This is a genomic window from Pantoea sp. JGM49 (genome assembly GCF_018257655.1).
GTDB classification, from domain to species: Bacteria; Pseudomonadota; Gammaproteobacteria; order Enterobacterales; family Enterobacteriaceae; genus Pantoea; species Pantoea communis.
The window spans coordinates 480,160-502,766 of record NZ_JAERJM010000002.1 but is presented as its reverse complement, the minus strand read 5'-3'; the positions used below and the strand labels follow the sequence as shown (position 1 = coordinate 502,766).

The following is a 22,607-nucleotide window of genomic DNA, read 5'->3' as shown; positions in this document are numbered from 1 at the left end:
TTACCTGTAACGGATGGCCGGGTTGATCGCCGCATACAACATATCGACAATCAAATTGATCAAAATGAACTCCAGCGAGAACAGCAGCACTTCGGCCTGAATCACCGGATAATCGCGCATCTCCACCGAATCCACCAGCAAGCGGCCTAAACCGGGCCAGTTGAACACCACTTCCACCACAATTGAGCCACCGAGCAGGAAACCAAACTGCAGGCCCATCATGGTCACCACCGGAATCATCGCATTGCGCAGACCGTGTTTCACCACCACCAGCGACTCACGTACCCCTTTGGCGCGCGCGGTGCGCATGTAATCTTCCTGCATCACCTCGACAAACGATGCGCGGGTAAAGCGTGCCATCACCGCCGCGACCGCTGCGCCCAAGGTTATCGACGGCAGAATATAGTGTTTCCAGCTGTCGGCACCGACCGTTGGCAGCCAACCCAGCTCAACAGAGAACACCTGCATCAGCAGCATGCCTAAGGCGAAAGCGGGAAAAGAGATGCCAGATACGGCCAGCGTCATGCCGATGCGATCGGGCCAGCGGTTGCGCCAGACGGCGGAGGTAATGCCGATGGTCATACCGAAAATCACCGCCCACACCATGCTGGTGAGCGTCAGCCACAGCGTCGGGAAGAAGCGCGCGGCTATCTCTTCCGAGACCGGACGTTTCGACACCATCGACTGGCCAAAATCCCCCTGCAACGCATTGAAAATAAAGTGCCAGAACTGCTGGATCAGCGGCTGATCGAGACCGAGTTCCTGACGCACCAGCGCCACCACCGAGGCATCCGCTTCCGGACCCGCAATCAGGCGCGCCGGATCGCCCGGCAGCAGGTGGACAAACAGGAACACCAGCACCGCGACAATCAGCAGCGTGGGGATCAACCCCAGTAGTCGTTTGAGAAAATAGTTGAGCATGCAAAATCCTGCGCAGCAGCGGCCAGCCTCGCAAGGCTGGCCGCGCCTGTTACTTCAGATCCGCCTCATCAAAATTGAATGAGGTGTCGGGCATGACATAAAAACCGGTGAGGTTTTTATTGTTCGCGGAGAGCAACTGCTCAACCACCAGCGGAATCCACGGATGGTCGTTCCAGATACGATCCTGAGCGTCTTTGTACAGTTTGGCTTTCTGCTCACGATCGGTGGTTTTCAGTGCATCGCTCAGATCTTTATCCACTTGCGGATTGCTGTAGAACGCCGTGTTAAAGATGGCTGGCGGCCAGGAGGTGGTGGCAAACAGCGGCGTCAGTGCCCAATCTGCTTCACCGGTCGAAGCCGACCAGCCAGTGTAGAACATGCGCACACCGCTCTCTTTCTGCCCTTTGCTCTCGACTTCTGCGGCACGCTGACCGGCATCCATCGCGGTGACTTTCACCTTCACGCCGACCTGCGCCAGCTGCTGCTGAGTGAACTGCAACACTTTTTGCGCGGTGCTGTGGTTGTGAGATGACCACAAGGTGGTTTCGAAACCGTTCGGGAAGCCTGCTTCTTTCAACAGCTCACGTGCTTTGGCCGGGTCATATTTAATCGCTGGATATTTCTGCGCAAAATCAATCGCCGGTGGCACGATGCCGGTGGCTGGCGTGGCATAACCAGCAAACGCCACTTTAACCAGCGCCTCACGGTTAATGGCGTATTCCAGCGCTTCACGCACTTTTGGATTATCAAACGGCTTCTGCGTCACGTTGAGGCTGATGTAACGCTGCATAATCGATGGCGTGGTGACGACGTCGAGTTTGCTGTTGCCCTGCAGCAATTTAGCCTGCTCAAACGGTACCGGGAATGCAAAGGTCGCTTCGCCGGTCTGCAACATCGCCGCACGGGTGTTGTTGTCTACTACCGGGCGGAAAGTGATGCTGTCCAGCTTCGGATAGCCTTTCTTCCAGTAGCCATCCCACTTCTTCACTTTGACGAAGTCGGTCTGATTCCAGGTAACGAACTCATACGGACCGGTACCCACCGGATGGAAGCCAATGTCCTTACCGTATTTCTTCAGGGCGGTGGGCGAAATCATCACTGCCGCCGGGTGCGCCAGATTGTTGATGAAGGCCGAGAACGGCTGCTTCAGCGTAATCTTCACCGTGGTCGGATCCACCGCTTCGGTGCTGGCCACATACTTGAACAGGTTGTAACGCTTGAGATGATTATCCGGGTTGCTGGCACGGTCGATGTTGGCCTTGACCGCTTCCGCGTTGAAATCGGTGCCATCCTGGAACTTCACGCCCGAGCGCAGTTTGATAGTGTAAGTTAAGCCATCGCTGCTCGCCTGATAGCTTTCCGCCAGCACGTTTTGCAGCTTCATGTCTTTGTCGAAGCCGAACAGTCCCTGATAGAACGCCTTGGCCACCGACTGCGACAATGTGTCATTGGCGTCGTACGGATCCATAGTGGTAAAGGTTGACGCCACAGCAATCACCGCGTCCTTCGCTGCCCACGCTGGCATCGCCAGCGCTGAACTCAACAACCCGGCAGTGATAACCCCTTTTCGCATAATGTGGTGCATTGTTATCGTTCTCCTGTAATCCCTGTCATGCGCGACATCCGTGGATGACGCGGTTGCTTGCTGCTCAGGCACCGCTAATGGCGTGGCGGGCAACAAAATGCCCCGGTGCCACTTCCAGTAACGGTGCCACTTCTGGCTCATCACCCAAGGGGCGGATCGGGCTGGGGATTTCATCCACCATTAACGCCCGCTCGCGATGACGGTGCGCCGGATCGGCGACCGGCACCGCGGCCATCAGTTTTTTCGTGTAAGGATGGCGCGGCTGCTCAAACACCGCCTGGCGCGGCCCCATTTCCACAATCTGTCCGAGATACATCACCGCCACGCGATGGCTGATGCGTTCTACCACCGCCATATCGTGAGAAATAAATAAGAAGGCGATGCCAAACTCGCGCTGCAAGTCGAGCATCAGATTGATAATTTGCGCCTGAATCGAGACATCCAGCGCCGAGACTGACTCATCGGCAATCACCACTTTAGGGTTCAGGGCCAATGCGCGAGCGATGCAGATGCGCTGGCGCTGGCCGCCTGAGAACTCGTGTGGATAGCGCTGCGCATGCTCCGGCAGCAAACCGACGCGCTCCAGCAGCCAGGCTACACGCTTCTCCGCCTGGCGCCGATCCATGGTTTTGTGCACCAGCAGCGGTTCCATAATCGAGAAACCCACCGTCAGGCGCGGATCGAGGGAGGCGTAAGGGTCCTGAAAAATGAACTGAATATCGCGGCGCAGCGAAGCCAGCGCGTTGCCCTGCAACGCATCAATACGCTGACCATTAAAAGTAATCGTGCCGCCCTGGCTGGCGACCAGGCGCAGCAGCGATCGACCGGTAGTGGATTTTCCGCAGCCGGATTCGCCGACCAGCGCCAGCGTCTCGCCAGCATGCAGATCAAAGCTGACCTTCTCCACCGCATGCACACGGCGTTTCACGCGATTCAATAACCCACCACGAATATCAAAGCGCGTCACCAGGTCGCGTACCTGCAAAATCGGCGGTTCATCGCTGCGCACCGTATCCTGCGGTTTGGCAATCTCTTCACGGCCATTGGTGTGCAGTAAGGGGAATTTAGCGGGCAGCGGCTGGCCGCTCATCGCTCCCAACTTCGGCACGGCCGCCAGCAAGGCGCGGGTGTAAGGCTGTTGCGGCGCATCAAACAGCTTCTGCACCGGCGCACGCTCAACCACATCGCCGCGATACATCACCTGTACGCGATCGGCCATCTCCGCCACCACGCCCATATCGTGAGTGATAAAAATCACCCCCATCTGCATCTCTTTTTGCAGCACGCGGATCAGCTGCAGAATTTGCGCCTGGATGGTCACGTCCAGCGCGGTAGTAGGCTCATCGGCAATCAACAAAGCAGGTTTGCATGACAGCGCCATGGCAATCATCACGCGTTGACGCATGCCGCCGGAGAGTTGATGCGGAAAGCGCGATAACACATTGTGGGCTTCAGGTATGCGCACCAGATCCAGCATGCGCCGTGCTTCGGCCTGCGCTTGTTGGTGGCTTTTGCCCTGATGTAAACGGATGGATTCGGCGATCTGCTCGCCCACGGTAAACACCGGGTTAAGCGAGGTCATCGGCTCCTGGAAAATCATCGCCATATCGGCACCGCGCACTTTGCGCATCTGGCTGGTGGTAGCGCGCATCACATCCAGCACCTCGCCGTTACGTCGACGCAGTTGGATCTCGCCACTGACATCGCCGCCCGCCTGCTGAATCAAGCGCATCAGCGCCAGCGAGGTGACCGATTTGCCCGAACCGGATTCGCCCACCAGTGCCAGCGTTTCCCCACGATGCAAATCCAGTGACAGGTTACGCACCGCTTCGGTGATTCGCCCTTCATGCTCAAACCGTACGTTGAGGTCACGCACCGCCAAAACCTGCTCGGGTGCAAACTGCTGATGCTGCTGCGTCATGCCTGCTCCTTAGCTATCGCGGTAAATCGCTACCTCGACTTCGCCACCCACATAGGCGAATCCCCGATACATCCCTTCGCTGTTGAAGGGCAGCGCCACGTTGCCATGGCTGTCGACAGCGATCAGCCCGCCGCTGCCTTCCAGCTCCTGCACTTTGTCATGAATCACGTTGGCGGTGGCTTGCTGCAGGCTACGGCCGCCGTACTCCATCTGTGCAGAAACGTCATACGCTGCCAGAGTGCGAATAAACACTTCACCGGTGCCGGTGCAGGAAACCGCCACGGTCTCATTATTAGCGTAGCAGCCCGCGCCGACGAGCGGCGAATCGCCCACGCGGCCGACCTGCTTGTTGGTCATACCGCCGGTTGAGGTCGCAGCGGCCAGATTACCCTGAAGATCGAGCGCCACCGCACCCACGGTACCGAATTTGCGATCGGGGTCGAGCGGATCGTCGCTGTGGCTTTGCGCAGCGCCGTCATGATCGAGCACCATCTGCTGGCTGCTCAGCGCACGCTGTAGCTGTTCCCAGCGTTCAGGCGTGGAGAAGAAATCCGGCGCAACCTGTTCCAACCCCTGTTCTGCGGCAAAGGCTTCTGCTCCCGCACCGATAAACAGCACGTGCGGGCTGTTTTCCATCACTTTACGCGCCGCCAGAATCGGGTTACGAATGTGATTCACGCCCGCCACCGCACCGACATCCAGAGTGCGGCCATCCATAATGCTGGCATCCAGTTCGTGAGTGCCTTGATGGGTAAACACCGCGCCTTTGCCTGCGTTAAACAGTGGGCACTCTTCCAGCAGCCGCACCGCCTCGGTCACCGCATCCAGCGCGCTGCCGCCCGTGGCCAGAATCTGCTGCCCTGCGGTAACGATTGCGTGCAATTGCTGACGATATTGCTGCTCTTTTTCGGCGCTCATAGCGGCACGCGTGATTGCGCCCGCACCGCCGTGAATTGCGATAACTGCTTTAGCCATAACCGGTACCCTGTCAGGAAATCAGAACCAAAAACACTGATTTAGAATGGTTTTCATCTTTTTTAGGCAATTTTCGACTATAGAAAGGCACTCCCGGCTTGTAAAGCAGAAAGTGTATCTCCGGTCATAACCTTTTATTGTGGATTATGCTTTTTTAGTCACATGTGACTCGGCAGACAAATGTCACCATAATAGGCAGCAACTGAAATTCATCACGCAGAGACTGACATGGAACCTTTCACCGCAGGATTAATCTCCCTCGAAGACGCGCAGCAAAAAATGCTGCAACAGCTCACGCCCATTAGCGATTGCCTCAGCGTCTCGCTGTATGAGGCTGCAGGTCGCATCACCGCCAAACCGGTGACGTCTCCACTGGATGTGCCGCCGTTTGATAACTCCGCGATGGATGGTTATGCCGTACGTCTCAGCGATATCGTGCCGGACCGCGAATTTCCGGTCGCAGGCAAAGCTTTTGCCGGCGCGCCGTTCAACGGCGATTGGCCCGCTGGCAGCGTGATTCGTATTATGACCGGTGCGCCGATTCCAGCAGGCTGCGATGCCGTGGTGATGCAGGAGCAAACCGAACAGCGTGCGGGCGGTATCGTCATCACCGCTGAAGTGCGCGACGGCCAAAACATTCGTCGCATCGGCGAAGATATTCAGGCGGGCAAACAGGTGCTGGAGGCGGGTGTTCGCCTCGGAGCCTCCGAGTTGCCGCTGCTGGCTTCACTGGGGATTGCCGAAGTCAGCGTGCTGCGCAAACTGCGCGTGGCGATTTTCTCTACCGGCGATGAATTGCAGGCGGTGGGCCAGCCCTTGGCTGACGGTCAAATCTACGACACGAACCGCTTCACCGTATCGCTGATGCTTAACAAACTGGGCTGCGAAGTGATCGATTTGGGCGTGATTGCGGACGATCCCGAGGCGCTGCGCAAGGCATTCAGTGAAGCCGATCGTCAGGCGGATGTCGTGATCAGCACCGGTGGCGTCTCCGTCGGCGAAGCGGATTTCACTAAAGCGATGCTGGAAGAGTTAGGCGTGATTACCTTCTGGAAGCTGGCGATGAAGCCGGGCAAACCGTTCGCCTTTGGCCGCTTAGCCAACAGCTGGTTCTGCGGGCTGCCCGGCAATCCGGTGTCTGCCGCCGTGACCTTCTATCAGCTGGTGCAGCCGTTACTGGCCACCCTCACCGGGCAGACCACGCGCATTATGCCGCTACGTCAACGCGCTCGTGCCACTCAGCGTTTGAAGAAATCGCCTGGACGCCTCGACTTCCAGCGCGGCATTCTCAATCGTGGTGAAGATGGCGTGCTGGAAGTGCGCAGCACCGGTGCCCAGGGTTCGCACGTGTTTAGCTCTTTCGCCCTTGCCGACTGTTTTATTGTGCTGGATCGCGATCGTGCGGATGTGGAACCTGGCGAATGGGTTGAGGTTGAAGTTTTCAATAGCCTGCTGGAGGGCTAATGAGCGTCGAACTGAGCGATGAGGAGATGCTGCGTTACAACCGTCAGATCGTGCTGCGGGATTTTGATTTTGACGGTCAGGAGAAGCTCAAAGCGTCGCGGGTATTGATTGTGGGTCTCGGCGGGCTTGGCTGTGCCGCTGCGCCCTATCTGGCTTCGGCCGGTGTGGGCCATCTTACCTTGCTGGATTTCGACAGCGTCAGCTTAAGCAATCTGCAGCGCCAGATTCTTCACAGCGATGCCACCCTCGGCCAGCCCAAGGTGGAATCTGCGCGTCAACGGCTGGCGGCGATTAACCCGCATTGCCAGCTCGAACCGATTGATGCACAGCTGGATGATGCTCAACTCAGTGCCCTGATCGCGCGCCATGATGCGGTGCTCGATTGCACGGATAACGTTGATGCGCGTGAGCAGATCAATCGTTTGTGTTACCAGCACAAGGTGCCGCTGATTTCCGGGGCGGCCATTCGTATGGAAGGCCAGCTCAGCGTGTTTACCTGGCAGCCGGGGGAACCCTGTTATCGCTGCATTAGCCGCTTGTTTGGCGATCAGACATTAAGCTGCGTGGAAGCCGGCGTGCTGGCGCCGTTGGTCGGTGTCATTGGTGCGATGCAAGCTTTAGAGGCCATAAAAGTGCTGACCGCGTTGGGGCAACCAGCCCGTGCACGCCTGTTGATCTACGATGCGATGAGTGCAGAATTTCGTAGCATGAAGGTGATGCAGGACAGGCATTGCGAAGTGTGCGGGAAACCATGATTTCCCGAAAATAATAACGGCGCGATTCTCCGCGCCGTAATTACTGTCATTCAATCATTTATAATTAAACAATACCCTGACTACGCAGATAATCTTCGTAGTTGCCGGTAAAGTCGATAATGCGATCACCCTTCATCTCCATCACGCGGGTTGCCAGTGAACTGACAAACTCACGGTCATGCGAAACGAAAATCAGCGTGCCTTCGTAACCTTCAAGTGCCAGGTTAAGCGATTCAATCGATTCCATATCGAGATGGTTGGTCGGTTCATCCATGATCAAGATGTTCGGCTTCTGCATCATCAGCTTGCCAAACAGCATGCGGCCTTTCTCACCACCAGAGAGCACTTTAGCAGGCTTCTTGATTTCATCATGACCAAACAGCAGACGGCCCAGAATACTGCGCACCGCTTGCTCGTCGTCACCTTCCTGCTTCCACTGACTCATCCAGTCGAAAACACTCAGGTCATCGGCGAAATCTTCTGCGTGATCCTGCGCATAATAACCAATCAGCGCATTCTCGGACCATTTCACAGTGCCGCTGTCAGGCGTTAATTCGCCGACCAATGTTTTCAGCAACGTGGTTTTACCGATACCGTTGGCACCGAGAATGGCCACTTTCTCGCCAACTTCAACCATCAGATTAAGCTTGCTGAACAGCGGTCCGTTATCGAATCCTTTCGTCAGTGCCTCAACTTCCAGCGCATTACGGAACAGCTTCTTATCCTGATCAAAACGGATATAAGGGTTTTGACGACTGGAAGCTTTCACTTCATCCAGCTTAATTTTATCAATCTGCTTGGCACGCGAAGTCGCCTGACGCGATTTAGAGGCGTTGGCACTAAAACGGCTAACGAATGATTGCAGGTCTGCAATTTGCGCTTTCTTCTTCGCGTTATCAGAAATTAAACGTTCACGCGCTTGCGTCGCCGCGGTCATATATTCGTCATAATTTCCTGGATACACGCGCAGTTCGCCGTAATCCAGATCCGCCATGTGCGTACACACCATATTCAGGAAGTGACGGTCATGCGAAATGATAATCATGGTACTGTTACGTTCGTTTAGCACCTGCTCCAGCCAACGAATGGTATCAATATCCAGGTTGTTCGTCGGTTCATCGAGTAGCAAAATATCCGGGTTTGAGAATAATGCCTGCGCCAACAGCACACGCAATTTCCAACCTGGTGCGATTTCGCTCATCGGACCGTAATGCTGTTCCACCGGAATGCCCACGCCCAGCAATAATTCACCGGCACGAGATTCCGCGCTGTAACCATCCATTTCGCCGTATTCAACTTCCAGGTCGGCAACTTTATAACCTTCCTCTTCGCTCATTTCTGGCAAAGCATAAATACGGTCGCGCTCTTCCTTCACCGCCCATAATTCGGCGTGACCCATAATCACCGTATCCAGCACGCTGAATTGCTCAAAGGCAAACTGGTCCTGACGTAACTTACCGATACGCTCGTTAGGGTCGAGTGAAACATTACCGTTGGTCGGTACCAGGTCGCCGCCCAGTATTTTCATGAAGGTCGATTTACCGCTGCCGTTCGCACCGATTAAACCGTAACGATTACCGCCGCCAAACTTAACGGAGATATTCTCAAACAGCGGCTTACTGCCGAACTGCATAGTAATATTGCTGGAAACTAACACGGCATTGACCTTTGTTACGCAGTGGAGGAAAAAACAGCGGGCATTATGCCAGAAAGCAGCACCGGGACGCCACCTCTGCGCCTGCAGGCAGCGAGCGAAGGCGCTAAACGCGTTGTTGCAAATAGAGAAATAAAAAAGCCGAAGACAACGTGGTCTTCGGCTCCCGCTTACAAGGATTGTGTCGATTATTTGATCAGGAAGCTGTCCAGGCTTTTACCAGAGTCCAGCGCTTTCTTAATCGCTGCTGGGGTACGGCCCTGGCCGGTCCATGATTTCTCTTCACCGTTCTCATCGGTGTAAGAATATTTAGCCGGACGCGGTGCACGCTTAGCGCGTTTTTTACCGGTTTCCAGCGCACCCAGCAATTCGTTCGGGTCAATACCGTCAGCCAGCAGCATTTCGCGGTATTTAGACAGCTTTTCTTCTTTCTCGCGATTCTGCGCTTCTTCTGCATGAACTTCGTCGCGGCGCTCAGTCACCACCACGGTTAATTTCTCCAGAATCTCTTCCAGATCGGTCAATGGCAGTTCACGAGCCTGCGCACGTAATGTGCGAATGTTGTTCAGAACTTTAAATGCGTCACTCATCACAAGGTCCTTGCTTAAGGGGGGTTTAAATAAACTGTAGTGGCAAGATTACCCAATTCAAATAAAAAAATAAATTAATTTATGCGGACGGATAATTCCTAACTGATTAACGTATTCACAATTTGAGCGATATCCCCAGCGAGAAGCTTTAATTAACGGTGAATTAACAACAGCACTTTAGTACCATCGACTGGAACTGGTACCGATTTCAGAGGTTATTCCCGGCTGATAAACAAGCATTTAGCGGTTAATGCCTTGCCTGGCTGATGTGTGTTAGCAGATTAATGAAGATTAATGTTATGGCCGAAAATCTATTTTCACAGGTGATTATTCTATTCTGACAGTTGAGACCACAATCGCATTTTTATCCCCACTTATCGATAAAAAGCCAGTGCATGCACCGGCTTTTACCCTCATAAAAACGTCACCTCAGGTTACGAGCTTTTCTTCACAGCGTGCGTCAACTGCGGTTGCGGTTCTTCATTTGACAGCCAGTCGTGCAAATAATGCTCGATCTGTTCCAGTGAACGATTTCGTGTTTCCGGTACAAAGCGAACCACAAAAATGGCTCCCCCTATTCCGATTAGCGCAAAAATAAAGAACGCTCCCGATAAACCCACCGATGCCAACAGGATTGGGAACATCAGCGAGATAAGGAAATTAGCGATCCACATTGCAAACACGGCGCCGCCCATAAATATCCCACGCAGACGTGTAGGGAAAATTTCAGACAATAGCAACCAGGTCACGGGTGAGAGTGCACCTTGCTGGAAGCTCAAAAACATCAGCATTCCCAGCAACACTATATAACTGCGCAGAACATCAGGTTGACCATTTACCGTCTCCGGCATGAAATAACTGACGGCACCAATAAATACCAGACAGGCGGTACAGCCAAACTGTCCTAACATCGTCATGGTACGGCGCCCAATGCGCCCCAGCAGCCAGATACCGACGAAAGTCATTAATACTGAAATAACGCCATTGGCGATGGTGGCAATTAATGCTGCGTTATCGCTCATGCCCACGGCTTTTAACATGGTCGGAGCGTAATACATGATGGTATTCACCCCGGTTAACTGCTGTATGACCGCAATACCCACGCCAATCAAAAATAATTTAAACAGCCAGGGTTGACGAAGTTCATGCAGGCGTGGGCGCGTTTCATGTTGCTCTTCAGCTAAGGTTTCTTCTATTTCCGTGAGTTCCCACTCAACATCTTGTTTAGCTCGCGTGCGTTCCAGCACCTGACGCGCTTCTGCTAACCGCCCTTTCATCGCATACCAACGCGGTGAGTCGGGCATAAACAGCATGCCGAACCACAGCAGCACGGCAGGCACCGTCGCTACCGCCAGCATCCAACGCCAGGTGGTATCACCGCCCCATACCGCGTTAAAACCGGCGTTGGAGATGTAAGCCAACATCTGCCCGGAGACGATCATCAGTTCTTGCATGGTCACTAACTGGCCACGTTTGTTGGCGGGCGCCATCTCCGCGATGTACACCGGGACTGTCGCTGACGCGCCCCCCACCGCCACACCCAATACCAGGCGGAAGAAAATCATCCATTCAACGTCAGGTGCTAACGCGGTGCCGATTGCGCCAATGGCGAAAATCACCGCCAGCACCAGAATGATTTTTCTCCGCCCGGCCGCGGCGGCAAAGTGGCCTGATGCCAGGGCACCAAAAGCCGCGCCAAACAGCAGGCTGCTGGTGACCAACCCCGTGGAAAAGGGTGTCAGATGGAGATCGTTGCCCATAAATAGCAGCGCGCCAGAAATCACACCGGTGTCATAGCCGAACAGCAACCCCCCTAAGGTGGCAATCATTGCTATCACCTTCACAAAGGGTTCAGTGCGCGTGCTGCTGTTCGGCCCTGATGCTTTGTTGGGGGTAAGGTAGTTTTCCCGCGGCATAATCCACTCCTTAACAGTAAGAGAAGATTTAAAAATAGTTTATTTCAACCAACAGGAATAATTATGAAATTTAAATTTTGCGCTACAGATCATGAACCCCGCATTTACATGCGGAGCAGATCACAAAAAGGGGCTTTACTACGTGTAAATCGGTGAAGAGTGATCAGAGGGGAATTTGCATTTAGTCCAAAATGAAAACTTTCGTTTCAAAATGGGCGAATTGTGATGCCTGATGCTGGGGCAACCCGCAGACTGCCCCCTTTTACGACTAAGGCACCGTGGTAGCAGGGCCAAACACAGAATATTCCGGCAAATTAACGTTCTGATAAGGTTCCCAGCCGCCGCCCAGCGCTTTGTACAACGCGACTAAATCCAGTGCACTCTGCATTCGTGCCTGTGTCGATTGTGCTTCTGCCTGCGCTAACTGACGCTGTGCGTCCAACACATCCAGGAAGCTGGAAATCCCCTGCTTGTAGCTATCACTGGCGAGATCAAATGCTCTCTGCAATGCGCCAGTGGTTACATCCAGAGCTGCCACCTGCTGCTGATCGGCGCGATAACTGACCAGGGCATTCTCGACATCCTGCAAGGCAGTCAGCACCGTCTGACGATATTCAAGCGCTGCATTGGCCTGCTGCGCGCGTGCCAGTTTCACGCTGGAGACCAAACGCCCGCCCTGAAAAATCGGAATGGAGAGCGAGGGCCCGATACTGTAGAAATGGCTGCTCCAGTCATCCAGATAGCTGGCATCGGTGTTGCGCACCCCGAGTTGACCCGTCAGTGACAGGCTGGGGAACAGATCCGCCACCGACACGCCAATGTTGGCAGTCTGCGCATGCAGATTGGCTTCCGCCTGGCGAATATCCGGACGTCGTCGCGCCAACGTGGATGGAATCCCCACCGCCACCATTTTCGGCAACGGCGGTAACGCTTTACTGCTCATCAGCTCGTTATCCAGTGCGCCCGGCGTTTTGCCCAGCAATACCGCTAAACCATTCATGGCCTGACGTTCCTGCGACTGATAGCCCGGCAATTGCGCGTTCAGCGAGGCAAGTTGTGCGCGCGCATTTTCCACATCGGTGAGCGGCGCCATGCCGTTACGCTGCTGGCTTTGCGTCAGTTCCCAGGTTTGCTGCGCCACATCGATTTGCTGCTGCAGAGTATTGAGTACCGCTTGCGCGCCGCGCAATTGCAGATAGGCACGTGCCACTTCTGCTTCGAGTGACACCAGCGCATCATTGCGTTGTTCGATGGCAGCCTGCTGCTGCGCATCTGCGGCTTCCATCTGACGGCGCACTTTGCCCCACAGATCAAGCTCCCAGCTGGCGTCAAAGCTGCCTTGATAAAGGGTGACAGAATGATCGAGGCCGTTCAGTTGATTGGCGACGTCACTGTCCACCTGATCGTAAACCCCGTTGGATTTCAGTATGCCTTTTAGGCCCAACTGCTGACGTGTGACTTTAGCCGAGCCATTGAGTGACGGAAAAAGCCCGCCGCGCGCCTGCGCCAGTTGCTCACGCGCGCCAGCAATGCGCAACACCGACTGCTGCAGGGATAAGTTACCGGCAATGGCGCGTTCAATCAGGCTATCCAGTTGTGGATCATTAAAGCTTTTCCACCACAGCGGGTTGGTGGCCGCCGATTGCGGTTTTGAGGCTTCCTGCGACGGCAAATCGCGATAGCTGCCCGGCGTCTGCGCATGGGGTGGCTGATAATCAGGGCCCACAGCGCAACCCGCCAGAAGCAGAGACAGCGCCAGCAAACTCAAGCGCGGAGAGGTGATCATCTTAGTGTGCTCCTGCACTGCCTTCGCTCTTGATCGGCGAAAGCAACCAACAAAATGGAATCAACAGCAAGGCCACAATACTCAGGCCCATAAATACGTCGATGTACGCCAGGATTCGCGCCTGTGCAATCATCTCTTTGTACAGCTGACCGGTCGCCAGCGTCAGGGGATCGCCCACCGCAGACGTAAAGTCGCGAATCGACTGTGCCCAATGCTGCAAAGTGAGATTGAACGGCTCGTTGAGCGGCGTCATGTTATGCACCATACTCGCCGACCGCGCCTGCATACGCTCAGTGATCCCCGCCGTTGCCAGTGAAATACCGATCGATCCCGCCACATTACGGAACATGGTAAACAATGCCGATGCATCCGCATTGAGCCGTTGCGGCACCGTAATAAAAGCAATGGTCGTCAGCGGTACAAACAGGAAACCTAGCCCTATCGATTGCGCACTGCGCATTAATACCAGGGTGGTAAAATCAACGTTCGGCGTCAAGGTCGTGGAATAGAAGAAGGCGCTGGCGAGACAGGTAAAACCGAAAGCAATGATGTAGCGTGTTTGCACAATCGGCATCAGCTTCAGCACCAGCGGAATGGTCAGGACGATCAATATCGCACCGGGCGAGAGTACCAGCCCCGACCAGGTCGCGGTATAGCCCAGATCCTGCTGCGCCAGTTGTGGAAGTACTACCGAACTGCCGTACAGAATCATCGCCATGCCTGCCATCAGCAAACCGGCCACCCAGAAGTTACGATCTTTCATGACCGTGATATCTACCACTGGTTTACGTGCATACAGCAGCCAGTAGACGGCGCCGACAATGCCGATCACCGCCAGCATGCAAAACAGGCGAATAAAGTGCGAGGCGAACCAGTCTTCATCTTCACCACGGTCAAGGAACACCTGCAAACAGCCGAGTCCAAGAGTGATCAAGCTGATACCGATGTAATCGATCTTCAGCTTGCCCTTCGCCCATTTACGCTCCCACGGTGGATCTTCCAGCAGTTGATAGATAGCCAGCACCGTTAAAATTCCGACCGGGATGTTAATGAAGAACACCCAGCGCCAGCTGTAGTTATCGGTGATCCAGCCGCCGAGTGTTGGGCCGATCACTGGCGCGACGATAATCGCAATCGAGGAGAGACCAAAAGCTTTGCCACGATCTTCCGCTTTAAAGTAATCGAGGAGCACCGATTGCTGCACCGGCTGCAAACCGCCGCCGAAAAAGCCCTGCAACACGCGGAACAGAATGATTTGCCATAGCTCAGTGGCGATACCGCACAGGAACGAGCAGATGGTGAACATGACAATACAGATCAGGAAGAACTGTTTACGCCCAAACAAGCGGCTAAAGAAGGCGGAAATGGGCAACACAATGCCGTTAGCCACCAGATAGGAAGTCAGCACCCAGGTGGATTCGTCGTAACTGGAAGAGAGTGAGCCGGCAATGTGCGGTAGCGCCACGTTAACGATGGTGGTGTCGAGGATCTCCATAAACACCGCCAGCGTCACCGTGATGGCGACCAGCCAGGGATTGCTGGCCGGACGCCAGCTTTCGCTCGCACTCATTCTACGGTGACCTTCGGCTCAACCGACAGGCCCAGTGGCAGCGGATGATTCGGATCCAATCCTTTATCGATGACGATTTTCACCGGCACGCGCTGCACAATTTTCACGTAGTTACCGGTGGCGTTTTCAGCCGGGAAGGTGGAGAAACGCGAGCCGGACCCCATCTGCACGCTATCAACGTGCCCTTCCAGCTTCATATCTGGCCAGGCGTCGATACTGATATCCACTTTGTCGCCGGGATTCATCCGCGCCAGTTGGGACTCTTTGAAGTTGGCATTGATCCAGATATCCGGCGACACCAGTGAAAACAGTGCCGTGCCAGCCTGTACCAGCGTACCGACCTGCACGTTGCGCTTGGTGACAAAGCCATCGTAGGGGGCGCGCACTTGGGTATAAGAGAGATTCAGTTCGGCGGTATTGAGCTGAGCCTGCGCCTGCTCAACCTGCTGCTGACGCGCTTCTACGTTGGTTTCCTGCTGACGAATCTGCAATTGCACCTGTGAAGCCACTTCGACCTGCGCTTTGGCGCTTTGCAGTTGTGCTTCAGCGGATCGCAGCTGCGCGGCTGCGGTATCGATGTTGCGTTGTGACGTCGCGCGCGGATCCACGCCGCGCTGACGACGATAGTCCGCCTGCGCATTCAAAAGATTGGCCTGCGCTTTGGCTTGATCGGCTAACGCCTGATCGCGCTGCGCAGGATACTGCACGCGTGACAGCGCTAACTGTGCCTGCGCCTGATGCAGTTGCGCCTGAGCCAGGCCAAGCTGGGCTTTAGCCTGATCGCGTTGGGCACTGGTATCGCGTGGGTCGATCTCCACCAGCAAATCGCCCTGCTTCACCCGCTGGTTATCTTTCACCAGCAGTTTCACCACATAACCGGCCGCTTTTGGTGCGATGGTCACGGCATCACCTTCGGTAAAGGCATCATCCGTGGATTCAATGTTGCGCGTGGTAAACCAGAACCACAGGCCCACCAACAGCATGATCACCACCACGATGGCGAGAATGACCAGTGGCTTTTTGCCGGGGCGTTTACGTTGTGGTTCGTTGTTGTCTTGACTGGAGTCTGAAGCGTGCTGCGCATCCTGCTGCTCGCGTGCGGGCGGCTGATTGTGGTTATCACTCATAGGTTATCATCGCTGGCTGTGATCCCGATCCACGGGCAAAAACGGTCAACTTAACCTTAGATCGAAAATTGACAAATGCCAGTACAACTTTACACAAGCCAACAATCAACGCATTTTCTGCCACTAAGTGCGATAACGCGCTGAATAATCAGCGCGTCAGCTCATCGGGCAGAACAAAATGGCAGGCTTAGTGTAGCCAGCGCAACAGCAACCAGCCACACAGCATCGACCACGCCAGCATGGGTAAAGAAAACAGGTGAAAGCGCCACCAGACTTTGCTGTCTTGCGCCATACGCAGCGCAATCAGGTTAGCCAATGAACCCGGCAGCAAGCCAAATCCACCAATGTTGACGGCCCAGGCGAGCACCTCTGAAGGCGGCACTTTTTGCAGCAACAGGATGGTGGCTGGCACATTACTGATCACCTGTGAAAGACCTATCGCCAGCAAGTATAAACCGCCTTCACTCAACTGGCTTATCGCGGCGAAATGCGGTTGTAGCAGGGGAAGATGCATCAGTAAAAACACATCGATGAACATCGCGACAAATACCAGCAACAAGCTCCAGTCAATACTGATCAATACGCTGCGCGCCATAATCAGGAAGCAGCCTGCCACCAACAACAGCGCCCATCCGGTCATTTTCAGCTTTAAAGCCACAATAAACATCAGATACAGCAGCACACTGATGATAAATAATGGTTTTTCCCATTGATGCGCTTCGCTTTGCGCGTGCTTTTGGATGGTTTGTTTAGGAAAACTCCACCAGGTGAGCGCCATCAGGCTGATCATCAACACGGCAACTAGCGGTGCCATTTGCAAGATAAAGCCCGGCACGCTGAGCGTGCCGTGGCTCCATAACAGAATGTTTTGCGGATTACCCACCGGCGTCAGCAGCGATCCGGCATTTACCGCCAGCGCTTCAAAAATAATCAGACGAGAAATCGGCAGACGCGAGAATTTGCGTAGCGTCAGGGTCAGCGGCACCAGAATAAACAGCGCCACATCGTTGGTGAGAAAGGTGGAAAGCAGCGCAGCGGCACACACCATAAACAGTGCCAGTGTACGCTCATGTTGAAAGCGCTGCACCAGACGCGCGCCGAGCACATCAAAATAACCGCTGTTTTCCAACCCTTTGGTTAGCATCAATAGCCCGGTGAGCGTCATGATAGTGTGCCAGTCAACGGCGGCAGGCAATTGCGACCAACGATACTCTGCCAGCGGCAATAAAATCACACCCAACAGCAACAGCAAATGCAAAATACGATCACGCATTAAGGAACGAAGCACGATGGGCATGATGGCGGAAGACCTTGTAAGTTAGCGGCTCTCGTAAAACTTCTGGAAGACGGCGAGGGTTTCATCACTGACGTGATGTTCCAGGCCTTCAGAATCCCGGCGGGCAGTTTCCGGGCTGACACCCAACGCCAGCAGGAAAGTTTCAACAATATGGTGGCGTACGCGGCTCGCTTCAGCCAGCTTTTCACCTTCAGGCGTCAGAAACACACCGCGATAAGGAACCTGTTCCACCAGACCGGTGGTGCCTAAACGCTTCAACATTTTTGCCACGGTGGGCTGTGAAACGCCGAGGCGCGCGGCCATATCGACCTGGCGGGCTTCACCAAATTCACGAATCAAATCAGAGATTAACTCTACGTAGTCATCAATAAGTTCACGTCGATGCGCTTCGCGCACCTGGCGAAATCCTTCGACATGCTCCTCTATATCTTTAAGCGGCCCCTGGGGCGTATTGGTGGCGCTCTTTGCACGACGACTCATTCAGCTTCCTCATTATTATCTGCCGCACTTTACCTGCGGTGCGGGCCTGGCTGCGCTCATTGTAAACCAGGCACAAATAAGCACAAATTTTTCCTAAATAGTGTTGGCTAAAGAGTATAGCCAGTGCTATCTTTGTTCGTAATGTAAGCGAATAGCTTATTTAGGAGGCAACGATGAACGCACCCTATCTGCTGCTACTCCTTTTCCTGCTGTTTATCGCAGGTTTGTGCTTACTGTTACGTCGTTATTCATTCGGGAGGTGAACATGACCACCATGAAAAACTGCCTCGACTGTGGCAAATGCTTCCAGGTTGAGCAAAGCAAACCGGCTTTTGAGCTGAAATCGCTGCTGTGCCTGTTTAAACGCTCGCCTTTTGCCCTGCGTCTGATGCTGATTGAAAAGCTGACCGGCAAACAGCTGACCGAGCGCCCTTGCCCCAATCTCATCTGGCGCGGCTGATTCATCCATAAATTTCTTCTCAGGATCCGTTTCCTCAACGGATCCTTTGCACGATCTCACATTTTGTTACCTTTTTAGTCCTACTCTTTCTATTGTTATTGAACGAATTTCCGATCCCTGCGCTCACTGTGGCTGAATCGCTTCAGGCACTGACATAACTTTACCTTCAATAACGCTTAAACGATTAGGCTGCTAACTTTTAGCTTGCAACCTGTTGTGACGTCTGATTAATCTCCTCATAACAAAAAATTACATACTTATAACAAAATCAACCCAGGGTGGGTTTTTCGTAAGGAAGATTAGCAATGTCACTTAAAAAGCCTGAAGAGCAACCATCGGGCAGGAGACGATTTTTACAAAAATCGCTCTCGCTCATTCCCCTCGCCGCCGCAGCCAGTTCCGGTGTGGTGTCACTCTCCTCCCCCGCTGCCGACAAGCCGCAAGGCGTGTTATCCGACTATGTTCCCGCTTACTTCAACGATAAAGAGTGGAAATTTCTGCTCGCCGCGCTGGATCGCCTGATCCCTGCCGATGCCAACGGTCCTGGCGCCGTCAGTGAAGGTGTACAGGTGTTTATCGATAAGCAGATGGAATTGCCCTACGGCTATGGTCGCTTGTGGTACATGCAAGGCCCGTTCGCCGATTCGATTCCGGAAATGGGTTACCAATCCCATCTGGTGCCACGCGATACCTATCGGTTAGGCATCGCCTTAGCTGACCAGCACTGTCAGCAGCAGTACCAAAAAGATTTTTATCAACTGGAAACGGCGCAACAGGAAGAGGTTTTGCGTGCGCTGGAAGCCGACAAACTGCATAACGATGCCATTCACGGCAAGCTGTTTTTCGAGCAACTGCTGGAGAACACCAAAGAGGGTTATCTCGCCGATCCGATTCACGGCGGCAACCAAACGCTGGCCTCGTGGAAAATGATCGGTTTCCCCGGTGCACGTGCGGATTTCGTCGATACCGTACAGCAGCCTAATAAACCCTACCCTCTTGGCCCAGTCAGCATTTCCAGTAAAAGGAGCGTGTAATGGCGGCAGTAAAAAAAGCGCCCGTCGATGTGGTCATCGTCGGGTTCGGCTGGACCGGTTCGCTCATGGCGATGGAACTGGCCAGTTCTGGTTTGAATATTGTGGCACTGGAGCGCGGCGAAAATCGCGATACCTACCCCGACTTCTCCTATCCGCGTATTGCCGATGAACTGACTTACGGCATTCGTTTAAAACTGTTCCAAAACGCCTCGAAAGAGACCGTGACGGTTCGTCACACTACGCAGGAAACCGCGCTGCCCTATCGCCGATTCGGTTCCTTCCTGCCCGGTGATGGTGTGGGCGGTGCCGGTACCCACTGGAACGGTCAGCTGTGGCGTCCGCTGGAAGCGGACTTAAAAATGCGCAGCACAGTCATCGAAAAATACGGTGCTGACTTCATTCCTAAAGACATGACGGTGCAGGATTACCCCTTCTCTTATGCCGAGATGGAGCCCTACTTCGATAAGTTTGAGAAAATTTGCGGCGCGGCCGGTCAGGTCGGTAACCTCAACGGTGAAACCGTCGAAGGCGGTAACCCGTTCGAATCTCCGCGTAAAAATGGCTATCCCACCAAACCGTTAAAAACGCTGTATGCCGGCGAATTATTCTCTAAAGCCGCAAAGCAACTGGGCTATCACCCCTTTGAGTGCCCTGCAGCCAACACCACCGAACCCTGGACCAACCCTTACAACGTGCAACTTGGCGTGTGTAACTACTGCGGTTATTGCGAACGCTTCGGCTGTTTCAACTACTCCAAAGGCTCCCCGCAAAGCTGTGTTATCCCTGCTCTGAAGCCGTTTAGTAACTTTGAGTTGCGCACGCAGGCGCACGTGATTCGTGTCAATACCGACAGCAGCGGTAAAAAAGCCACTGGCGTCACCTATATCGATGCGCAAGGTAATGAAGTCGAGCAACCGGCTGACCTGGTGATCCTCAGTGCCTTCCAGTTGCACAATGTGCGCTTACTGCTGTTGTCAAAAATCGGTAAGCCATACGATCCACAAACCGGTGACGGCGTGGTGGGCAGAAACTATGCCTACCAGATGACCGGCGGTATCAAGCTGTTCTATGACAACGACAATTGGTTCAATCCATTTGCCGCCACGGGTGCCACCTCCACCGTTATCGATGATTTCAATGCGGAAAACTTCGATCACAGCAAAGTCGGCTTCGTTGGCGGCGCCACGATATCTGCGGCCTTCTCCGGTGGACGTCCCATCCAGCAGATGGGCATCCCTAAAGATGCGCCGCGTTGGGGTTCCGGCTGGAAACAGGCCATCAAAGATAATTATCTGCACAACATGAACGTCGGCTCGTCAGGTTCAGTGATGCCGTATAAGCAGTGCTATCTCGACCTTGATCCTACGTACCGTGATATCTACGGCCAACCGTTGCTGCGTATGACCTTTGACTGGCAGCAGAATGAACTGAAGATGACCAACTTCATCAAAGATAAGGCCGAGGAGATCGTCAAGGTGATGAATCCTAAGCACTATGAAGTGGGCTTCAAAACCCTCAACAGCCATTACGATGTCCGCCCTTACCAATCAACGCACACTACCGGTGGTGCAGTGATGGGCGACGATCCGCGCACCAGCGTGGTGAACAAGTTCCTGCAAAGCTGGGATGTACCGAACGTATTCGTTACGGGCGCATGCTGCTTCCCGCAAAACCTGGCGTACAACCCAACCGGGATTGTCTGTGCCACCGCATTATTCGCGGCGGATGCGATTCGCAACCGCTATCTGGCTAACCCTGGTGCGCTGGTTCAGGCCTGATAAGGAGCGTTACAGTGAAATTTTCCGCACTCTTTTTCGCTCTCGGCGGCGCACTGATCAGCCACGCCGCATCGGCCGCGACCGATGCCTCGGTTAAGCAAGGCGAGTATCTGGCCAAAGCGGGCGATTGTGCCGCATGCCATACCGCAGCAGGTGGGCAACCTTTCGCCGGTGGGCTCAAAATGAGCACGCCGATTGGCGCCATATACTCCACCAACATTACGCCAGATAAAACGCACGGCATTGGCGACTACAGCTACGACGACTTCGTCAAAGCGGTACGTGGCGGTGTGGCGAAAGATGGCAGCTCGCTCTACCCCGCCATGCCGTTCCCGTCGTATGCCAAAATCAGCGACAGCGATATGCACGCGTTGTATGACTACTTTATGCAGGGTGTGAAACCGGTGAGTCAGGAAAATCGCAAAAGTGATATCCCCTGGCCGCTCAGCATGCGTTGGCCGCTGGCGTTTTGGCGCTGGACCTTTGCCGATGACCGCACTTACGCTCCTGTAGCCGGTCAATCGGCACAGTGGCAACGCGGTGCTTATCTGGTGCAGGGGCTTGGCCACTGTGGCTCATGCCATACGCCTCGTGGCATCGGCTTCCAGGAGAAAGCCATGGATCAGAACAGCAAAGGCTATCTGACCGGCGGCACGCTGGAAGGCTGGCATGCGCCAGATCTGACCGCCAGCCCGGCAGCGGGTTTGGGCAGTTGGTCTGAGCAAGATATCGCCACCTTCCTGAAAACCGGCGCGAATAAGCAAGGCGCTGCCTTTGGTTCGATGACGGATGTGATCGCGCACAGTACCCAGTATCTCAGTGATGAAGATCTGAATGCGATTGCCGTTTATCTGAAGTCTTTACCGGCTGCGGATAACACCGCTGCACCACAGGTCAGCGATGCGACGTCGCAAGCGCTGTTCAAAGGGGATGTCAGCCAGCCAGGTGCGCAGGTGTACGTGGATAACTGCGCTGCCTGCCATCGTACGGACGGTAAAGGCTATGCCAGTACCTTCCCGGCGCTGGCACACAATCCGGCCTTGTTGAGTGAAGACCCGTCATCAGTGATCAGTGTGATTCTGAAAGGCGGCCAGCGTGCGATTACGCAACAGGCGCCGACCGGTTTCACCATGCCAGATTTCGCCTGGCGCCTGGATGATCAGCAGGTCGCTGATGTCGCTAACTTTATTCGCAATGGATGGGGTAACAAAGCGGCGCCGGTAACGGCCGATCAGGTGAAGAAGATCCGCGCCACGCTTCCTCCCGCCCCGCAAAAGTAAGCATAAAAAAACGG

18 protein-coding genes are annotated in these 22,607 nt (G+C 54.4%); 6 read left to right on the top strand and 12 right to left on the bottom strand.

Translation table 11 applies throughout. The annotated features are described in order from the left end of the window. The 4 genes from gsiC to JK231_RS05450 form a co-directional block, all read right to left on the bottom strand. On the bottom strand, positions 1 to 921 hold the full coding sequence (gene gsiC, locus JK231_RS05465; protein WP_211728152.1) for a glutathione ABC transporter permease GsiC: 921 nt from the start codon (positions 919 to 921) through the stop codon (positions 1 to 3). Between the two features lie 49 nt (positions 922 to 970). Beyond that, positions 971 to 2,506: a glutathione ABC transporter substrate-binding protein GsiB gene (gsiB, locus tag JK231_RS05460; RefSeq protein ID WP_034820792.1), complete on the bottom strand. Its 1,536-nt coding sequence runs from the start codon at positions 2,504 to 2,506 to the stop codon at positions 971 to 973. Between the two features lie 64 nt (positions 2,507 to 2,570). Beyond that, positions 2,571 to 4,427 carry a glutathione ABC transporter ATP-binding protein GsiA gene (gene gsiA, locus JK231_RS05455; RefSeq protein ID WP_097119361.1) on the bottom strand — a complete coding sequence of 619 codons (1,857 nt, stop codon included), beginning with the start codon at positions 4,425 to 4,427 and terminating at the stop codon, positions 2,571 to 2,573. A gap of 9 nt (positions 4,428 to 4,436) precedes the next feature. Then, entirely contained in the window at positions 4,437 to 5,402 is a 966-nt protein-coding gene (locus JK231_RS05450) for an isoaspartyl peptidase/L-asparaginase (RefSeq protein WP_211728151.1), read from the bottom strand. 228 nt (positions 5,403 to 5,630) lie between these two features. On the opposite strand from JK231_RS05450, the gene moeA reads away from it, so the two are divergent. Next, positions 5,631 to 6,866 (top strand): molybdopterin molybdotransferase MoeA, encoded by a 1,236-nt coding sequence (moeA, locus tag JK231_RS05445; protein WP_211728150.1) that lies wholly within the window; start codon positions 5,631 to 5,633, stop codon positions 6,864 to 6,866. Then, positions 6,866 to 7,621 (top strand): molybdopterin-synthase adenylyltransferase MoeB, encoded by a 756-nt coding sequence (gene moeB, locus JK231_RS05440; protein WP_097119364.1) that lies wholly within the window; start codon positions 6,866 to 6,868, stop codon positions 7,619 to 7,621. Before moeA ends, moeB begins: the two co-directional genes overlap by 1 nt. Positions 7,622 to 7,685: 64 nt before the next feature. Here moeB and JK231_RS05435 read toward each other — a convergent pair whose 3' ends face one another. The 8 genes from JK231_RS05435 to mntR form a co-directional block, all read right to left on the bottom strand. Beyond that, positions 7,686 to 9,278, bottom strand: a complete 1,593-nt coding sequence (locus JK231_RS05435; protein ID WP_097119365.1) for an ABC-F family ATPase — start codon at positions 9,276 to 9,278, stop codon at positions 7,686 to 7,688. Between the two features lie 185 nt (positions 9,279 to 9,463). Next, positions 9,464 to 9,865 carry an H-NS family nucleoid-associated regulatory protein gene (locus tag JK231_RS05430; protein WP_034820857.1) on the bottom strand — a complete coding sequence of 134 codons (402 nt, stop codon included), beginning with the start codon at positions 9,863 to 9,865 and terminating at the stop codon, positions 9,464 to 9,466. Positions 9,866 to 10,299: 434 nt separating this feature from the next. After that, positions 10,300 to 11,781 (bottom strand): sugar porter family MFS transporter, encoded by a 1,482-nt coding sequence (locus tag JK231_RS05425; RefSeq protein WP_211728149.1) that lies wholly within the window; start codon positions 11,779 to 11,781, stop codon positions 10,300 to 10,302. A gap of 268 nt (positions 11,782 to 12,049) precedes the next feature. Further along, positions 12,050 to 13,567 (bottom strand): efflux transporter outer membrane subunit, encoded by a 1,518-nt coding sequence (locus JK231_RS05420; RefSeq protein WP_211728148.1) that lies wholly within the window; start codon positions 13,565 to 13,567, stop codon positions 12,050 to 12,052. Between the two features lies 1 nt (position 13,568). Continuing rightward, positions 13,569 to 15,137 carry a DHA2 family efflux MFS transporter permease subunit gene (locus JK231_RS05415; RefSeq protein ID WP_034820876.1) on the bottom strand — a complete coding sequence of 523 codons (1,569 nt, stop codon included), beginning with the start codon at positions 15,135 to 15,137 and terminating at the stop codon, positions 13,569 to 13,571. Further along, positions 15,134 to 16,264: an HlyD family secretion protein gene (locus JK231_RS05410; RefSeq protein ID WP_058961954.1), complete on the bottom strand. Its 1,131-nt coding sequence runs from the start codon at positions 16,262 to 16,264 to the stop codon at positions 15,134 to 15,136. Before JK231_RS05410 ends, JK231_RS05415 begins: the two co-directional genes overlap by 4 nt. A gap of 187 nt (positions 16,265 to 16,451) precedes the next feature. Next, positions 16,452 to 17,561: an SLC13 family permease gene (locus tag JK231_RS05405; RefSeq protein ID WP_211728147.1), complete on the bottom strand. Its 1,110-nt coding sequence runs from the start codon at positions 17,559 to 17,561 to the stop codon at positions 16,452 to 16,454. A 21-nt stretch (positions 17,562 to 17,582) separates the two neighbouring features. Next, a complete protein-coding gene (mntR, locus tag JK231_RS05400) occupies positions 17,583 to 18,041 on the bottom strand; it encodes a manganese-binding transcriptional regulator MntR (RefSeq protein ID WP_034820884.1) in 459 nt (152 codons plus the stop codon). 265 nt (positions 18,042 to 18,306) lie between these two features. Between mntR and JK231_RS05395 the strand changes: the two genes are divergently transcribed. From JK231_RS05395 to JK231_RS05380, 4 genes are all read left to right on the top strand, one after another. Continuing rightward, entirely contained in the window at positions 18,307 to 18,501 is a 195-nt protein-coding gene (locus JK231_RS05395; RefSeq protein WP_045814029.1) for a hypothetical protein, read from the top strand. Between the two features lie 305 nt (positions 18,502 to 18,806). Then, positions 18,807 to 19,535: a gluconate 2-dehydrogenase subunit 3 family protein gene (locus tag JK231_RS05390; protein ID WP_058961952.1), complete on the top strand. Its 729-nt coding sequence runs from the start codon at positions 18,807 to 18,809 to the stop codon at positions 19,533 to 19,535. Beyond that, positions 19,535 to 21,313, top strand: coding sequence for a GMC family oxidoreductase (locus JK231_RS05385; RefSeq protein WP_211728146.1), 1,779 nt, complete (start codon positions 19,535 to 19,537; stop codon positions 21,311 to 21,313). Before JK231_RS05390 ends, JK231_RS05385 begins: the two co-directional genes overlap by 1 nt. A 53-nt stretch (positions 21,314 to 21,366) precedes the next feature. Beyond that, positions 21,367 to 22,593, top strand: a complete 1,227-nt coding sequence (locus JK231_RS05380) for a cytochrome c (protein ID WP_249221638.1) — start codon at positions 21,367 to 21,369, stop codon at positions 22,591 to 22,593. The last annotated feature ends 14 nt before the right edge of the window (positions 22,594 to 22,607 follow it).

Coding starts and splice junctions, on each gene's coding strand:
- gsiC (WP_211728152.1), bottom strand. CDS start 921: ATGCTCAACTATTTTCTCAAACGACTACTGGGGTTGATCCCCACGCTG.
- gsiB (WP_034820792.1), bottom strand. CDS start 2,506: ATGCACCACATTATGCGAAAAGGGGTTATCACTGCCGGGTTGTTGAGT.
- gsiA (WP_097119361.1), bottom strand. CDS start 4,427: ATGACGCAGCAGCATCAGCAGTTTGCACCCGAGCAGGTTTTGGCGGTG.
- JK231_RS05450 (WP_211728151.1), bottom strand. CDS start 5,402: ATGGCTAAAGCAGTTATCGCAATTCACGGCGGTGCGGGCGCAATCACG.
- moeA (WP_211728150.1), top strand. CDS start 5,631: ATGGAACCTTTCACCGCAGGATTAATCTCCCTCGAAGACGCGCAGCAA.
- moeB (WP_097119364.1), top strand. CDS start 6,866: ATGAGCGTCGAACTGAGCGATGAGGAGATGCTGCGTTACAACCGTCAG.
- JK231_RS05430 (WP_034820857.1), bottom strand. CDS start 9,865: ATGAGTGACGCATTTAAAGTTCTGAACAACATTCGCACATTACGTGCG.
- JK231_RS05425 (WP_211728149.1), bottom strand. CDS start 11,781: ATGCCGCGGGAAAACTACCTTACCCCCAACAAAGCATCAGGGCCGAAC.
- JK231_RS05420 (WP_211728148.1), bottom strand. CDS start 13,567: ATGATCACCTCTCCGCGCTTGAGTTTGCTGGCGCTGTCTCTGCTTCTG.
- JK231_RS05415 (WP_034820876.1), bottom strand. CDS start 15,137: ATGAGTGCGAGCGAAAGCTGGCGTCCGGCCAGCAATCCCTGGCTGGTC.
- JK231_RS05410 (WP_058961954.1), bottom strand. CDS start 16,264: ATGAGTGATAACCACAATCAGCCGCCCGCACGCGAGCAGCAGGATGCG.
- JK231_RS05405 (WP_211728147.1), bottom strand. CDS start 17,561: ATGCCCATCGTGCTTCGTTCCTTAATGCGTGATCGTATTTTGCATTTG.
- mntR (WP_034820884.1), bottom strand. CDS start 18,041: ATGAGTCGTCGTGCAAAGAGCGCCACCAATACGCCCCAGGGGCCGCTT.
- JK231_RS05395 (WP_045814029.1), top strand. CDS start 18,307: ATGACCACCATGAAAAACTGCCTCGACTGTGGCAAATGCTTCCAGGTT.
- JK231_RS05390 (WP_058961952.1), top strand. CDS start 18,807: ATGTCACTTAAAAAGCCTGAAGAGCAACCATCGGGCAGGAGACGATTT.
- JK231_RS05385 (WP_211728146.1), top strand. CDS start 19,535: ATGGCGGCAGTAAAAAAAGCGCCCGTCGATGTGGTCATCGTCGGGTTC.